This is a genomic window from Neisseria sp. P0006.S004 (assembly GCF_051963015.1).
GTDB lineage: Bacteria > Pseudomonadota > Gammaproteobacteria > Burkholderiales > Neisseriaceae > Neisseria.
This window is the reverse complement of sequence record NZ_JBQCUS010000001.1, coordinates 348,901-362,763: the sequence shown is the minus strand read 5'-3', so window position 1 is coordinate 362,763 and position 13,863 is coordinate 348,901. Positions and strand designations below refer to the sequence as shown.

At 48.9% G+C, this 13,863-nt stretch carries 17 protein-coding genes; 11 read left to right on the top strand and 6 right to left on the bottom strand.

Features of this window, described 5'->3' with window-relative positions:
- Positions 1-120: 120 nt before the first annotated feature.
- The 3 genes from aqpZ to ACTHR2_RS01700 all read left to right on the top strand — a co-directional run bounded on the left by aqpZ (position 121) and on the right by ACTHR2_RS01700 (position 1,517).
- Positions 121-816, top strand: coding sequence for an aquaporin Z (aqpZ, locus tag ACTHR2_RS01710; protein WP_070826812.1), 696 nt, complete (start codon positions 121-123; stop codon positions 814-816).
- A gap of 147 nt (positions 817-963) precedes the next feature.
- Positions 964-1,296 carry a hypothetical protein gene (locus tag ACTHR2_RS01705; RefSeq protein WP_004520787.1) on the top strand — a complete coding sequence of 111 codons (333 nt, stop codon included), beginning with the start codon at positions 964-966 and terminating at the stop codon, positions 1,294-1,296.
- Positions 1,284-1,517, top strand: coding sequence for an NF038104 family lipoprotein (locus ACTHR2_RS01700; protein WP_263341546.1), 234 nt, complete (start codon positions 1,284-1,286; stop codon positions 1,515-1,517). Before ACTHR2_RS01705 ends, ACTHR2_RS01700 begins: the two co-directional genes overlap by 13 nt.
- A gap of 64 nt (positions 1,518-1,581) precedes the next feature.
- On the opposite strand, the gene radC is transcribed toward ACTHR2_RS01700, so the two are convergent.
- Positions 1,582-2,256: a RadC family protein gene (gene radC, locus ACTHR2_RS01695; protein ID WP_440375274.1), complete on the bottom strand. Its 675-nt coding sequence runs from the start codon at positions 2,254-2,256 to the stop codon at positions 1,582-1,584.
- Positions 2,257-2,732: 476 nt separating this feature from the next.
- Here radC and ACTHR2_RS01690 point away from each other — a divergent pair, with 476 nt between their 5' ends.
- From ACTHR2_RS01690 to ACTHR2_RS01665, 6 genes are all read left to right on the top strand, one after another.
- Entirely contained in the window at positions 2,733-3,857 is a 1,125-nt protein-coding gene (locus ACTHR2_RS01690; RefSeq protein WP_049335895.1) for an ABC transporter ATP-binding protein, read from the top strand.
- A gap of 15 nt (positions 3,858-3,872) precedes the next feature.
- Positions 3,873-4,838 (top strand): ABC transporter permease subunit, encoded by a 966-nt coding sequence (locus ACTHR2_RS01685; RefSeq protein WP_263341541.1) that lies wholly within the window; start codon positions 3,873-3,875, stop codon positions 4,836-4,838.
- Positions 4,838-5,725, top strand: coding sequence for an ABC transporter permease subunit (locus tag ACTHR2_RS01680; protein WP_003679574.1), 888 nt, complete (start codon positions 4,838-4,840; stop codon positions 5,723-5,725). The genes ACTHR2_RS01685 and ACTHR2_RS01680 overlap by 1 nt, the downstream gene beginning before the upstream one ends.
- 149 nt (positions 5,726-5,874) lie before the next feature.
- Positions 5,875-7,170 (top strand): NAD(P)/FAD-dependent oxidoreductase, encoded by a 1,296-nt coding sequence (locus tag ACTHR2_RS01675; protein ID WP_263341538.1) that lies wholly within the window; start codon positions 5,875-5,877, stop codon positions 7,168-7,170.
- Positions 7,171-7,278: 108 nt separating this feature from the next.
- Positions 7,279-8,229, top strand: coding sequence for a thioredoxin-disulfide reductase (trxB, locus tag ACTHR2_RS01670; RefSeq protein ID WP_440375273.1), 951 nt, complete (start codon positions 7,279-7,281; stop codon positions 8,227-8,229).
- A 171-nt stretch (positions 8,230-8,400) separates the two neighbouring features.
- Complete coding sequence (locus ACTHR2_RS01665) at positions 8,401-8,886, top strand: DUF4189 domain-containing protein (protein WP_063067886.1); 486 nt, start codon at positions 8,401-8,403, stop codon at positions 8,884-8,886.
- Positions 8,887-8,958: 72 nt separating this feature from the next.
- Here ACTHR2_RS01665 and ACTHR2_RS01660 read toward each other — a convergent pair whose 3' ends face one another.
- The 4 genes from ACTHR2_RS01660 to ACTHR2_RS01645 all read right to left on the bottom strand — a co-directional run bounded on the left by ACTHR2_RS01660 (position 8,959) and on the right by ACTHR2_RS01645 (position 10,497).
- Positions 8,959-9,399: a hypothetical protein gene (locus ACTHR2_RS01660; RefSeq protein WP_263341530.1), complete on the bottom strand. Its 441-nt coding sequence runs from the start codon at positions 9,397-9,399 to the stop codon at positions 8,959-8,961.
- Positions 9,400-9,470: 71 nt separating this feature from the next.
- On the bottom strand, positions 9,471-9,917 hold the full coding sequence (gene smpB / locus ACTHR2_RS01655) for an SsrA-binding protein SmpB (protein WP_003679566.1): 447 nt from the start codon (positions 9,915-9,917) through the stop codon (positions 9,471-9,473).
- 85 nt (positions 9,918-10,002) lie between these two features.
- Complete coding sequence (locus ACTHR2_RS01650) at positions 10,003-10,218, bottom strand: hypothetical protein (RefSeq protein WP_003679564.1); 216 nt, start codon at positions 10,216-10,218, stop codon at positions 10,003-10,005.
- Between the two features lie 75 nt (positions 10,219-10,293).
- Positions 10,294-10,497, bottom strand: a complete 204-nt coding sequence (locus ACTHR2_RS01645; RefSeq protein WP_002217533.1) for a cold-shock protein — start codon at positions 10,495-10,497, stop codon at positions 10,294-10,296.
- 257 nt (positions 10,498-10,754) lie between these two features.
- Here ACTHR2_RS01645 and clpS point away from each other — a divergent pair, with 257 nt between their 5' ends.
- Together clpS and clpA are read left to right on the top strand one after the other, a co-directional pair.
- Positions 10,755-11,066 carry an ATP-dependent Clp protease adapter ClpS gene (gene clpS, locus ACTHR2_RS01640; RefSeq protein ID WP_003679561.1) on the top strand — a complete coding sequence of 104 codons (312 nt, stop codon included), beginning with the start codon at positions 10,755-10,757 and terminating at the stop codon, positions 11,064-11,066.
- Positions 11,067-11,069: 3 nt separating this feature from the next.
- Positions 11,070-13,349 carry an ATP-dependent Clp protease ATP-binding subunit ClpA gene (clpA, locus tag ACTHR2_RS01635; protein ID WP_263341523.1) on the top strand — a complete coding sequence of 760 codons (2,280 nt, stop codon included), beginning with the start codon at positions 11,070-11,072 and terminating at the stop codon, positions 13,347-13,349.
- Between the two features lie 326 nt (positions 13,350-13,675).
- Here the strand turns inward: clpA and ACTHR2_RS01630 are convergent.
- On the bottom strand, positions 13,676-13,863 hold a 188-nt coding region (locus tag ACTHR2_RS01630; RefSeq protein WP_440375272.1), incomplete at its 5' end, for a hypothetical protein.

Genomic DNA, 13,863 nt, shown 5'->3' with positions numbered 1-13,863 from the left:
CATTTTCAGACGGCCTTTTGTCAAGACCGGAAAAAACAGGTAAATCCGTTTTTCGATTAGAAGCAATATTATTATGATTCATGCCTTCGGCAACACCCCAACCTTTACGAGGAAAAACAAATGAAAAAATATTTTGCAGAATTTTTCGGCACTTTCTGGCTGGTATTCGGCGGTTGCGGCAGCGCAGTTTTGGCAGCAGCCTACCCTGAGCTTGGCATTGGCTTTGCCGGTGTCGCTTTAGCATTCGGTTTGACCGTACTGACCATGGCTTACGCCGTCGGCCACATTTCCGGCGGCCACTTCAACCCTGCCGTTTCCGTCGGCCTTTTCATCGGCGGCCGTTTCAACGGTAAAGACCTGTTGCCTTACATCGTATCCCAAGTTATCGGTGCGATTGCCGCTGCAGGCGTTCTGTATCTGATTGCTTCCGGTAAAACCGGTTTTGATGCTGTTGCTTCCGGCTTTGCCAGCAACGGTTTCGGTGAGCACTCTCCTAACGGTTACGACATGATGGCCGCTTTGCTGATCGAATTCGTACTGACCGCATTCTTCCTGATCATCATCATGGGTTCTACCGACAAACTGGCTCCGGCTGGCTTTGCCCCTATCGCCATTGGCCTGGGCCTGACCCTGATTCACTTGATCAGCATTCCTGTAACCAATACTTCCGTTAACCCTGCACGTTCTACCGGCGTTGCCTTGTTCCAAGGCGGCTGGGCTGTTGAACAACTGTGGTTGTTCTGGTTGGCTCCTATTGCCGGCGCAGCAGTGGGCGCGGCTATTTACCGCTTCGTTTTGGCTAACGACAACAAATAATCTTGACGGAATGACATTCCCGGTGCGGCTGACACTCTAAACTGACCGCCCCCAAGTTGCCGAGACACAAACGCACCGCCTGACTCAGACGGTGCGTTTGTTTTTGCCATGTTACAATACTTTCTTTTCTTACATTCTCAAACCATCATGCAAACCTTACCTTTTCAAACCGATATCGCCGCCAGAATGCTGGTCAATACCGAAAACGAAACCATTCATCCCGATGCCGTATTCGTACAAACGCAGAACGGCTATTGGATTGCTTGGCACGACCAACAAGCCGCCCTGCTTGCCCCCGACACACCACCCGATATTCCCTGCTTTTGGGTAGAAGGCGCAGAAAGCTTGGAAGAGCTGGTAAGCATGGTAGAAAACGGCGAATTTGACGAAGTCGAAGAATTTGACGGCGACGATGATGCTTGGCAAGAAGCACTCGGATGCGGCCATCATCACGAAGGACACTGCGGATGCAGCCATTGAGATGCACAAAACGCTTGCTTCCGGCACTTGCCCTTTGCCTGACACTTAACGGCTGCGTCGTAGGCGCTGCTGTCGATTTGGCTGCCACAACCGTCCTGACTGCCGGAAAATTGGTTGTTAAAGGAACGGGGGCAGTGATTGATGCTGCCATTCCTGACGGCAAAAAAGACAAGGACAAAGAAAAGAGCAAAGAAGAATCATCCGATGAAGTAACGCAATAATTCTTCAGACGGCCTTGGTAAGGTAAGGTAACCTATCTTACTGAGGCCGTCTGAACATTCATCCTTACATATAGCCCTGTTCGAGCAAAGAACAGGTTTCTTTTGCCGTTACGATAAAATGGTCTAAGAGCGTAATATCCACCAAACTTAAAGCCTGTTTCAAACGCTCTGTAAACTGCACATCAGATTCAGACGGCCTTGCCGAACCGCCCGGATGATTGTGCGCCAAAATCAAACTGTCGGCATATTCATCCAATGCCAATTTGACGATTTCACGAATATAAACCGTATTTTCCGCCACCGTACCGCGCGACAATTCCCGTACCGCAATCAATTGATTTTGACGGTTGAGCAGCAAGGCAACGCTGACCTCGATTTTTTCATGCCCCAGATGCAGGCGCAGATAATCCGCAACCGATTTCGGGTTTGACAAAACCATCTGCTCCTGCAAATCCTCACCCAAAATCCGCCGTCCGATTTCTTTGACCACGGCAAACTGAGTATAGCTCGCCAAACCCATGCCCTTGCAAGCAGAAAGTGTTTTGGCATCCGCACTCATCAGCTTTCCCAAGCTGCCGAACTCGCTCAACAAATAACGCGCCAAATCAACCGCGCTCATGCCGCGTGTTCCGACACGCAATAAAATCGCCAGCAACTCCGCATCACTCAACGCCGCCGCGCCACGCTCCAACAGCTTCTCACGCGGCCGCTCCCCTTCAGGCCATTCTTTAATGCTCATGTTTTCCCTTTTTATTCATATAGCGGATTTAGTTTTTATTTAGAACAAAACCATCTCGCCCGCATAAAACGCAATCCGCACGATTTTATTAAAATTAATGCAATTTGCGTATTTTATTCTATCTTGAATTATTTTTTAAGACATTTAAATATAAATTAAATCCTTTTGTGCAGAAAAACAACGTTACCCATTTTCGCTATCCTGTTCCCCTGTCTGCCTTTCCTTTCCTATTTGTTTCAAATCAGCCGCTACAAGCATTTTCATATTGCCCCTATGAGGCTTAGGCTAATATAATATTGAGTTTGCCGAGAGCAAAAGCTGAGGCTTAAACTGCTTTCTATCCACGCTGCCCGTGCGCTTTACAAGAGTTTCAGACGGCCTCCGTCCGACTCCCGCCAGCAATCAAACAGCTTTTTATCACCCATTCGAAAATCCGTTTTGCCGGTACTCGTCTTTCTTTTTGGAGTATTGCCATTATGACCGCAACCACTGCGTCTTCAGCCAAACCTTATTTGCAAATCCAAGGCTTGGTGAAAAAGTTTGGTGACAATTACGCTGTCGATAACATCGACTTGGACATTTACCAACATGAAATCTTTGCCCTTTTGGGCAGCTCAGGCAGTGGCAAATCCACACTGCTGCGCATGTTGGCAGGCATGGAAAGCCCAAATCAGGGCAAAATCATTCTCGACGGCCAAGACATTACCAAGCTTGCTCCGTACGAGCGCCCAATCAACATGATGTTCCAAAGCTATGCTCTATTCCCGCACATGAGTGTTGAACAAAACATTGCTTTCGGCCTGAAACAAGACAAAATGCCTAAAGGCGAAATCGACGCCCGCGTCGAAGAAATGTTGCGCCTGGTGCAAATGACCAAATACGCCAAACGCAAGCCGCACCAACTTTCCGGCGGCCAACAACAGCGTATCGCTTTGGCGCGCAGCCTGGCAAAACGTCCGAAAATCCTGCTGCTTGACGAACCTTTGGGCGCACTCGATAAAAAACTGCGCCAACAAACCCAACTGGAATTGGTCAACACGCTGGAACAAGTCGGCGTAACCTGCATCATGGTTACCCACGACCAAGAAGAAGCGATGACGATGGCTACCCGCATCGCCATTATGTCCGACGGCCAATTGCGCCAAGTCGGCACACCTAGCGATGTGTACGACTACCCTAACAGTCGCTTTACCGCTGAATTTATCGGCGAAACCAATATTTTTGACGGCGTCGTTATTGACGACCGCGCCGATTTCTCTATCGTCAAATGTGACGGCTTGGAAAACCACGTCCGCATCGACCACGGTCTGGGCGTTCCGAACGAGCATGAAATCTGGATCAGCATCCGCCCTGAAGACATTGATTTGCATAAAGAAAAACCAGAACACTTGGGCGCGCACAACTGGGCCCAAGGCACGGTTAAAGAAATTGCCTATCTGGGCAGCTTCGCGATTTACCACATCAAACTCGCCAACGGCCGTGTCGTCAAAAGCCAAGTTCCCGCACCTTATTGGTATGTGCGCAACATTACGCCGCCGACTTGGGACGAAACCGTCTACATCAGCTGGCCTGAAAACCAACCGACACCTCTGTACAGTTAATTTGAGGGAAATGCAATGGACCTTAAAAAACTGAAAAAGAAACTGTTTCGCCGTCCTGGACAGCGTGCAGTGATTGCCGTGCCGTATATCTGGCTCTTTGTGTTGTTTCTGATTCCGTTCGCCATCGTCTTGAAAATCAGCTTTGCCGAACAAGAAATCGCCATTCCGCCATTTACGCCTTTGACGACGATTGATGAAGACTTAGGCCGTCTGAACATTGCCATCAGCTATCAGAACTACGCCGACATCTTCCAAAACTTTTGGAATACGCTCAATCCGTTTGGCGACAGTGAAAACAGCAATATCTATCTGATGACCTACTGGTCTTCAATTAAGACTGCGCTGACAACGACCATCATCTGCCTGTTGATTGGTTATCCGACCGCTTATGCCATTTCACGCGCCAATCCGGCTGCGCGCAACGGCCTGCTGTTGGCAATCATGCTGCCTTTCTGGACCTCTTTCCTGTTGCGTGTTTACGCATGGATGGGCTTATTGGGTCACAACGGCATCATCAACAATTTCTTAATCAAATACGGAATCATCAACGAGCCTTTAGACCTGTTCTACAATGCTTTCTCGCTGAATTTGGTGATGGTTTACGCCTATCTGCCGTTTATGATTTTGCCGCTGTACACACAACTGGTAAAACTGGACAACCGTCTGCTCGAAGCTGCTTCCGACTTGGGCGCAGGTCCGATCAAATCGTTCTTTACCATTACCTTGCCTTTATCCAAAACAGGCATCATCGCAGGCTCTATGCTGGTCTTCGTTCCAGCCGTCGGTGAATTTGTGATTCCTGAATTGGTGGGCGGTTCTGAAAACCTGATGATCGGTAAAGTATTGTGGCAGGCATTCTTCGACCAAAACAACTGGCCGCTGGCTTCTGCCGTCGCCGTCGTCATGGTTGCCCTGCTGGTTGTACCGATTGCCCTGTTCCAGCACTATGAAAACCGCGAATTGGAAGAAGGAGGCAAATAATGCAGAAAACCAAATTATCCTGGTTCTTGAAACTGATGCTCCTGCTCTCGCTGGCATTCCTCTATATTCCGCTGGTGGTTTTGGTCATCTATTCTTTCAATGAATCCAAACTGGTTACCGTTTGGGGCGGTTTCTCAACCAAATGGTACGGCGCATTAATGGAAAACGACACCATCTTGGAAGCGGCCTGGCTGTCATTGCGTATCGCCATCGTTTCCTCGCTTGCCGCCGTGGCACTCGGCACATTGGCAGGCTACGCCATGGCGCGTATTAAACGCTTCCGCGGCAGCACCCTGTTTGCCGGTATGATTTCCGCGCCTATGGTGATGCCTGATGTGATTACCGGTTTGTCCATGCTGCTGTTGATTATTCAGGTGCAGATGTTCCTGCAAGGCAGTGAATTGTTGCAATCGCTCTACTTCGATCGCGGCTTCTTCACCATCTTCCTCGGCCACACCACACTTTGTATGGCGTACATTACCGTCGTTATCCGCTCGCGCTTGGTGGAATTGGATCAATCCTTGGAAGAAGCTGCTATGGACTTGGGTGCCCGTCCGCTGAAGATTTTCTTCGTGATTACCCTACCACTGATTGCCCCTGCGATTGCTTCCGGCTTCCTCTTGGGCATTACCCTGTCTTTGGACGACTTGGTGATTACCTCCTTCCTGTCAGGCCCGGGTTCATCGACATTGCCACAAGTGATTTTCTCCAAAATCAAACTCGGCCTTGACCCTCAGATGAACGTTTTGGCAACCATCCTGATCGGTATCATCGGTACACTGGTTATTGTCGTTAACTACTGGATGATGCGTCAGGCAACCAAACGGGAACGCGAGGCTGCCGAAGCCTACCGCCAAGAAAAATTGGCAGCCGAGAAAGCCGCCTAATATGCAGACAGGCTGTCCGATAAAGTGTCGGAACAGCCTGTTTTATTAACTGCATCTTATCCTTTCAGACGGCCTGAACCCAAACCCACATTCCAGGCCGTCTGAAAACCTATTTTCAATGAAGTGAAAACCAACCTAAAGCTCAAATCATGATCAATCCCAGCTTCAAAGAATACCTTCCTTCCTACTATGTCAGCACGGCCAATCCCCATCCGTCTTATCCGACGCTTGAAGGCCGTCTGAAAACTGAAACCTGCGTTATCGGCGGCGGTCTGTCCAGCTTATGCACCACCCTACCGCTTGCTGAAAACGGCCATGACGTCATCGTACTTGAAGCCGCCCGTATCGGTTTCGGCGCATCAGGCCGAAGCGGCGGACAAGTCATCAGCGACTTTGCCTGCGGCATGGAAGAAATCGAAAAACAAGTCGGTTTGGAACAGGCCCAATGGTTCTGGCAGCAATCTCTGCAAGCCGTTGAACTGGTTGACTCGCGCATTCAAAAACACAACATCCAATGCGATTGGCAACGCGGCTACGCTACCGTCGCCGTCCGTCCTCAGCATTGGGAAGAATTGCAACAATGGCACGAATACGCCCAAAAACATTATGGCGCAAGCCATTACCAGCTTTGGGATAAAGCCACGCTGAAGCAGCAACTTGCCAGCGATATGTATCAAGGCGCGCAATTTGATCCTTTATCCGGCCACTTACACCCGCTCAATTACACCCTAGGCATTGCCAAAGCGGCAGCCGATGCAGGCGCACAACTTTTTGAGCAATCCCCGATGACGCGTATCGAACCATGCGATAACGGCTGGCTGGTTCATACGCCCAATGGCAGCGTTGAGTGCAAAAACCTCGTTTATGCCGTCAATACTTATGCCGGTTTACACCCGAAATTCAAAGTATTGGAACAAAAAGCCATTGCAGTCAGCACCTTTATCATCGCCACCGAGCCTCTGGGCGAGCGTGCCAAAGATCTGATCCGCAACAATATGGCCATCTGCGACAACCGCCACGTCCTTGACTACTACCGCCTCAGCGCTGACGGCCGCCTGCTTTTCGGCGGCAAAGACAACGAATTTATCGACGACCCTGACCGCATGACCGAACTCGTCCGCCAAGACATGTTGAAAGTTTTCCCGCAACTTGCCGACGTCAGAATCGAGCATTCTTGGGGCGGCGAATGCGACATCACACGCAACCTCGCCCCACATTTTGGCCGCCTCGCCCCTACCGTTTTCTACGCCCAAGGCTATTCCGGACACGGCATGGCGATTACCGGCATTGCCGGTTTGGCAATTGCTGAAACCATTATGGGCGATGACGGCCGTCTGAAACCTTTTGAGCAACTGCGCCACAGCAACATCATTACCCAGCCTTTCCTGCGTAAACTCGGCTCTTTCCTCGGTTCAAAATACTATCAATGGAAAGACAGCCACTAAACCCAAGCGACAAACATATTTCAGACGGCGGCAAATTCAAGTAAAATTCAGGCCATCTGAAAGCTTAGATACAACAAAATTCAATCATTTATCAGCAAGGAAACCATCATGAGTAACCATCATAAACTCATCATCCTCGGCTCCGGCCCTGCCGGCTATACTGCCGCCGTCTATGCCGCCCGCGCCAATCTCAACCCTGTGATCATTACCGGCGTTGAGCAAGGCGGACAACTGATGACCACCACCGAAGTGGACAACTGGCCTGCCGATGCCGAAGGTGTACAAGGTCCGGAACTGATGGCTCGTTTCCAAGCTCATGCCGAACGCTTCGGTACTGAAATGATTTTCGACCAAATCCACACCGTTGATTTGCAAAACCGTCCATTTACCCTCAAAGGCGATATGGGCGAATACACCTGCGATGCGCTCATCGTTGCCACCGGCGCATCCGCCAAATATTTAGGTTTGCCAAGCGAAGAAACCTTTGCCGGCAAAGGCGTTTCCGCCTGTGCAACTTGCGATGGTTTCTTCTACAAAAAACAAGATGTTGCCGTAGTCGGCGGTGGCAATACCGCTGTGGGAGAAGCACTCTACCTTGCCAATATCGCCAACACCGTTACCCTGATTCACCGCCGCGATAGCTTCCGTGCCGAAAAAATCATGGTGGACAAACTGATGCAACGCGTCGAAGAAGGCAAAATCATCCTCAAACTCAACAGCTCGGTTGATGAAATCTTGGGCGACGAAAGCGGCGTTACCGGTGCACGCCTGAAACATAATGACGGCAACACTGAAGAAATCACCGTCAAAGGTGTTTTCATCGCCATCGGCCACAAACCCAACACCGATATCTTCAAAGGTCAACTTGATATGGATGAAACCGGCTATCTGAAAACCAAAGGCGGTACCGGTGACAATGTCGGCGCAACCAATATCGAAGGCGTATGGGCGGCAGGCGACGTCAAAGACCATACCTACCGTCAAGCCATCACCAGCGCAGCTTCCGGCTGCCAAGCCGCGCTTGATGCCGAACGTTGGCTCAACCGCCACGGTGTATAAGCCTCTAAGCTACGCCATATTCTTTAAAACATAATCAAAAGGCCGTCTGAAATTTCAGACGGCCTATAATCTATCTGCCACACTAAATATTCATTTTAAAAGCAAATTTATATCAAATAAGTACTTTTGCTTTATAATGACAACAAATACCCAACAAACAGGGAACAAATTATGAAAAAAACACTAATGACACTTATCCTTTGCGCACTGACTCCTGCCGCCCTGGCTGCCGATACTTACGGCTACCTGGCCATGTGGCAAAATCCTGCCGACAGCAATGAAGCGCTGCAAATCAAAACCACCAAAGAAAATGCCACCCAACTGGATGCAACAGCCGAACTCGAAACATTCTGTAAAGGCCAAGATGCCTTAGCCGGTATCAGCGCAGGCCAAGCAACAGGCTGCAAAACGGTTGTCCCTCTGCACAACACCTGTATCGCTGTTGCCTATCCTAAAGCCATGGGCAAATTGACTGCTCAAAACGTGGTAGCCATTACCTCCCCACGTTTCAAAACCGTGCATCAAATTGCCTTGAACCAGTGTATCAAAAAATACGGCTCACAAGGACAATGCGCTTTAGAAACAGTCTATTGCACTTCCGAAACCTACTATCAAGGTACAGTCAAAACCCTTTGGGAAAAAATCAAATCCATTTAAGGCCGTCTGAAAATAAAACCGGCTTGCCCGATATTCTCCATATCACGGCAAGCCGGTTTTTTATTCTGGCTTTTATTTGCTGTTTTTTTCCAACAATTTGGCCACAACGCCTTCAGCCTGTTTCACCAAATCAGGGTTGGTTCGGAAGTGGTTTTCATCATTTAAAGAGTAGCTGACAGTAGAAACCGCGTACTTGGTGCTTCTCAACACAAATACGCCTTTACGCAAGATTTCGTCATTGCCTTTGGTTTTGTAACGCAGATTATACGGGCAAGAAGAATCATACAGTTTGCCGCGGTTATCCGCTGTCACAATCGTGCTGCCAATGCCGCGTTTTGCCAAAGCTTTAGACAAAGCACGATCCAAATCATGCGGCCTTACTTTTGCATTTTGAATGATGCAGACATGTTTGATGCTGGTCAGCTCTTCAGGTTTCAATACTCTTTGTTCAGTAGTGGAACACGCGCCCAGCAACAATACGGCTGAAGCCGCCGCTAAAATTATGGTTTTCATCTGTTTTCCTTTTTAAAATTTTCAAACAATAAATATTCAGACGGCCTTTCTGCAAAGGCCGTCTGAAAAAATCAACGTACGTTTTTCATCAAACGCTGTTTCTCACGCTTCCAATCCGCTTCTTTCAGGCTTTGGCGTTTGTCATGCTGTTTCTTACCCTTGGCCAAACCGATTTCCACTTTGATTCTACCGCGGGTGTAATGCAGGTTTAAGGGCACAATCGTATAACCTGCACGTTCGGTTTTGCCGATTAACTTATTGATTTCCGATTGTTTCAACAACAACTTACGCGGACGGACAGGGTCGGGTTTGACGTGTGTCGAGGCAGTGGGCAATGCGGTAATGTGGCAGCCCACCAAATAGAATGCGTCTTTTTTCCAGTAGATATAGCTTTCTTTTAATTGCACGCGTGCAGCGCGGATGGCTTTAACTTCCCATCCCTCCAATACTATACCGGCTTCGATTTGGTCCTCGATAAAGAAATCGTGAAAGGCTTTTTTATTATTGGCAATACTCATTGTGCTGATTCTTTACAAACTTTTCAGACGGCCTATTTTATCAGGCATGCTTAAAAAAATAAAACGGCAAACGGTTTTGAAACGTTTATTCGCTTAAAACATGGCGACGGTAAAAGCGGTCTATATCGGCAATGGCTTTTTCATCTTCAGGGCGCAAATCCAGTTTCAAATCGGCAAGGCGGATCAAGATTTGGTCTTCACGCTCGGCAACGGCGCAGCTGACTTCGCCTTCGCTGCGAAAATGACGGATAAGCTCGTCCAACTGGTTTAATGCATTTTGATAAGATGAATTTTGATTCATAATTTTTGACTCGAACGCCCATAAAAAATGGCGGGAAACCCCGCCATGATTTTACGGCTTACGCCGCGCATTTGATTAAGCAGCTTGAATGTTAGCAGCTTGTTTGCCTTTAGGGCCGGTGGTTACGTCGAAAGACACGCGTTGGCCTTCTTTCAGGGTTTTGAAACCTTCCATGTTGATCGCTGAGAAGTGAGCGAACAAATCTTCGCCACCTTCATCAGGAGTGATGAAACCAAAACCTTTAGCGTCGTTAAACCATTTTACGATACCGGTTGCCATTAGAAACTTCCTATACTTAAAAATTAACAAAATCAGCAAAACAAGGCATACAGCAAACTAAAACGTTCAGCGTTTCTCCCACGTATTGCATACGCGGTCGAGTGCCAACTTCTGCTTAACCGTCTTTTTACATTTGTTAAGACAAAACGTCAAGCTATGTTTTCAAAAAAGTGGGAAAATAGAAAAAAATTGCCGAAATACAACAGAAAACGGTTTGCACTCTAAAACAGGCCGTCTGAAAACTGAAACCTAAGATTATGAACCATCCGAATACCGACCACCAATCCGATACCCTGCTCAGCGATATCAACACACAGCCGCCGAAACGTTACGGCGTATTTTTATTGAACGACGATTACACCACCATGGAGTTTGTCGTCGAAATCCTGACCGAAGTCTTTATGCTTGCACAGGAACAGGCAGTGGCCGTTATGCTGCTGGTGCACCACGAAGGCAAAGGCCTGTGCGGCACCTACACGCGCGATATTGCCCAGACCAAGCAACATCAGGTCATGGAACGCGCCAAAGCTGAAGGGCATCCGCTCAAATGTATAGTCGAAGAGGTTTAAACCATGCTTTCACCCGAATTGGAACACATCCTGCAACTGCTCTACCGTGAAGCACGCAACGCGCGTTATGAGTTTATCAGCTTGGAACACCTGCTTTTGGTGCTGATAGAAGAAGATGCGGCTGTGCCGAACGTCTTGAAACTGTGTGGTGCGGATTTAAAAGTCCTGTCCGAACAGCTTGCGGCAAGCGTTGCAGAAAACACGCCGCAAATTCCCGATCATCTTCTGGATGCGGTCGAAACCCAGCCGACATTGGGCTTCCAACGCGTCATCCAACGGGCAATGGTGCATACTCAGTCTGCCGGAAAAGCCGCAGTAGAGCCTTTGGATATTTTGGTTGCCATGATGAGCGAATCCGAAAGCCATGCCGTTTATTTCCTCAAATTGCAATCCATTACACGCTTTGAAGTCTTGCGTTGCATTGCCCATGGCTCGCCCGATGACGAAGACGGCAATGATTCAGACGGCCTGGGACGCGAGGGCGAAGAAGCGGAACAAAAAACCGGCTCCCTTTCCGACTACACCGTCAACCTCAACGCCGAAGTCAAAGCCGGCCGTATCGACCCTTTGATTGGTCGCAAACACGAAATGGAACGGCTGGTGCAAATCCTGTGCCGCCGCCGCAAAAATAATCCGCTTTTGGTCGGCGAGGCTGGCGTGGGCAAAACTGCACTGGCGGAAGGTTTGGCACACCAAATCGTCAACGGCGACATTCCCGACGCGCTTAAAGAAGCCGAAGTGTACGCACTGGATATGGGTTCGCTTTTGGCGGGCACGAAATACCGCGGCGACTTTGAAGCGCGGGTCAAATCCGTCTTGAAACAGCTCGAAAAAATCCCGCACGCCATTTTATTCATCGACGAAATCCACACCATCATCGGCGCAGGTAGCACCAGCGGCGGCACGATGGACGCATCCAACCTGCTCAAACCCGCATTAGCAAAAGGTTCATTGCGCTGTATCGGCGCGACCACTTACGACGAATACCGCACCATTTTCGACAAAGACCACGCCTTAAGCCGCCGTTTCCAAAAAATCGATGTGATCGAACCTACTGTTTCCGAAACCGTGCAAATCCTGCGCGGCTTGAAACCGATGTTTGAAGATTTTCACCAAGTCCGCTATACGCAAGGCGCACTTGAAGCCGCAGCCGAACTTTCCGCACGTTACATCAACGAGCGTTTCCTGCCCGACAAAGCCATCGACGTGATGGACGAAGCAGGCGCGGCACAACGGATTCAGCCCAAATCCAAACAGAAAAAAGTCATCGGTAAAGCGCAAATCGAAACCGTCATCGCCAAAGTTGCGCGGATTCCTGAAAAAACCGTGTCGCACGACGACAAACAAGTGCTGCAATTCCTTGGCCGCGATTTGAAAAACATGGTTTACGGTCAGGAAAACGCCATCGACGCGCTGGTTGCCGCCGTCAAAATGTCGCGCTCCGGCCTTGCCCTGCCCGACAAACCGATAGGCAGCTTCCTCTTCTCCGGTCCTACCGGCGTCGGCAAAACCGAAGTTGCCAAACAGCTTGCCTACTCGATGGGCGTACCACTGCAACGCTTTGATATGTCCGAATACATGGAACGCCACGCCGTATCGCGCCTCATCGGCGCGCCTCCGGGCTATGTCGGCTTTGAACAAGGCGGCCTTTTAACCGAAGCCATCAACAAACAGCCGCATTGCGTGTTGCTCTTGGACGAAATCGAAAAAGCCCACCCTGACATTTTCAACGTCCTCCTACAAGTCATGGACGCAGGCAAGCTGACCGACAACAACGGCAAGAGTGCCGACTTCCGCAACGTCATCCTGATTATGACCACCAACGCAGGCGCAGAAAGCCTCAGCCGCCCCAGCCTCGGCTTTACCGCCAAACGCGAACGCGGCGACGAAATGCAGGCAATCAACAAACTCTTCACGCCCGAGTTCCGCAACCGCTTGGATGCGATTATCCCGTTTGCGCCCTTGTCCGAACCCATTATCGTCAAAGTCGTGGACAAATTCCTGCTCCAGCTCGAACACCAGCTCCTCGACAAAAAAGTCGAAGCCGAATTCACACCGGCCTTGCGCAAATATCTAGCGGAAAAAGGTTTCGACCCGCAAATGGGTGCACGTCCAATGAACCGACTGATTCAGGAAAAAATCCGCAAACCGCTCGCCGACGAACTCCTGTTCGGCAAACTCGCCGAAGGTGGTTTTGTGCGGATAGACTGGGATGCAGCAAAAGAAGAAGCCGTGTTGAAGTTTAAGAAAAGCAAGGTCAAACCTGAAACAGCGGCGGTTTGACGGATAAAGGTAAAAGGTCATCTGAAAACGAGATTTCTGTTTTCAGACGACCTTTTTTGTCATTAACACCTGATTCTCCATCTATATAATGGCCAAAAATAACAAAATGCCTCGTAATTTAACAAATCAATTATTTTTGTAAATTATTTACTTGATATTTTTAAATGACTATTTGATAATACATCTACATTTTAATTATCAATCAACTCATTGCAAAGGAAATATCTATGTCTTTCAAAAAAGTAAGCACAGCAACTATTATCGTCCTGAGCCTGGCAGCATGCAGCAACAACCAGCCTAATGACATTCCATCCATCACTAGTTCATCAAATGGCATCCAGAAGAATAACGGCGATTCTACTGGCAATAACAGTAATACTTCCAACAACAATAGCAATACTTCCGGCAACAATAGTAATACTTCCGGCAACAATAGCAATACTTCCGGCAACAATAGCAATACTTCCGGCAACAATAGCAATACTTCCGGCAACAATAGCAATACTTCCGGCAA

Excerpts from the sequence above, each read along its gene's own strand:
- aqpZ (WP_070826812.1), top strand. The coding sequence starts at position 121 with ATGAAAAAATATTTTGCAGAATTTTTCGGCACTTTCTGGCTGGTATTC.
- ACTHR2_RS01705 (WP_004520787.1), top strand. The coding sequence starts at position 964 with ATGCAAACCTTACCTTTTCAAACCGATATCGCCGCCAGAATGCTGGTC.
- ACTHR2_RS01700 (WP_263341546.1), top strand. The coding sequence starts at position 1,284 with ATGCAGCCATTGAGATGCACAAAACGCTTGCTTCCGGCACTTGCCCTT.
- radC (WP_440375274.1), bottom strand. The coding sequence starts at position 2,256 with ATGAGCATTAAAGAATGGCCTGAAGGGGAGCGGCCGCGTGAGAAGCTG.
- ACTHR2_RS01690 (WP_049335895.1), top strand. The coding sequence starts at position 2,733 with ATGACCGCAACCACTGCGTCTTCAGCCAAACCTTATTTGCAAATCCAA.
- ACTHR2_RS01685 (WP_263341541.1), top strand. The coding sequence starts at position 3,873 with ATGGACCTTAAAAAACTGAAAAAGAAACTGTTTCGCCGTCCTGGACAG.
- ACTHR2_RS01680 (WP_003679574.1), top strand. The coding sequence starts at position 4,838 with ATGCAGAAAACCAAATTATCCTGGTTCTTGAAACTGATGCTCCTGCTC.
- ACTHR2_RS01675 (WP_263341538.1), top strand. The coding sequence starts at position 5,875 with ATGATCAATCCCAGCTTCAAAGAATACCTTCCTTCCTACTATGTCAGC.
- trxB (WP_440375273.1), top strand. The coding sequence starts at position 7,279 with ATGAGTAACCATCATAAACTCATCATCCTCGGCTCCGGCCCTGCCGGC.
- ACTHR2_RS01665 (WP_063067886.1), top strand. The coding sequence starts at position 8,401 with ATGAAAAAAACACTAATGACACTTATCCTTTGCGCACTGACTCCTGCC.
- ACTHR2_RS01660 (WP_263341530.1), bottom strand. The coding sequence starts at position 9,399 with ATGAAAACCATAATTTTAGCGGCGGCTTCAGCCGTATTGTTGCTGGGC.
- smpB (WP_003679566.1), bottom strand. The coding sequence starts at position 9,917 with ATGAGTATTGCCAATAATAAAAAAGCCTTTCACGATTTCTTTATCGAG.
- ACTHR2_RS01650 (WP_003679564.1), bottom strand. The coding sequence starts at position 10,218 with ATGAATCAAAATTCATCTTATCAAAATGCATTAAACCAGTTGGACGAG.
- ACTHR2_RS01645 (WP_002217533.1), bottom strand. The coding sequence starts at position 10,497 with ATGGCAACCGGTATCGTAAAATGGTTTAACGACGCTAAAGGTTTTGGT.
- clpS (WP_003679561.1), top strand. The coding sequence starts at position 10,755 with ATGAACCATCCGAATACCGACCACCAATCCGATACCCTGCTCAGCGAT.
- clpA (WP_263341523.1), top strand. The coding sequence starts at position 11,070 with ATGCTTTCACCCGAATTGGAACACATCCTGCAACTGCTCTACCGTGAA.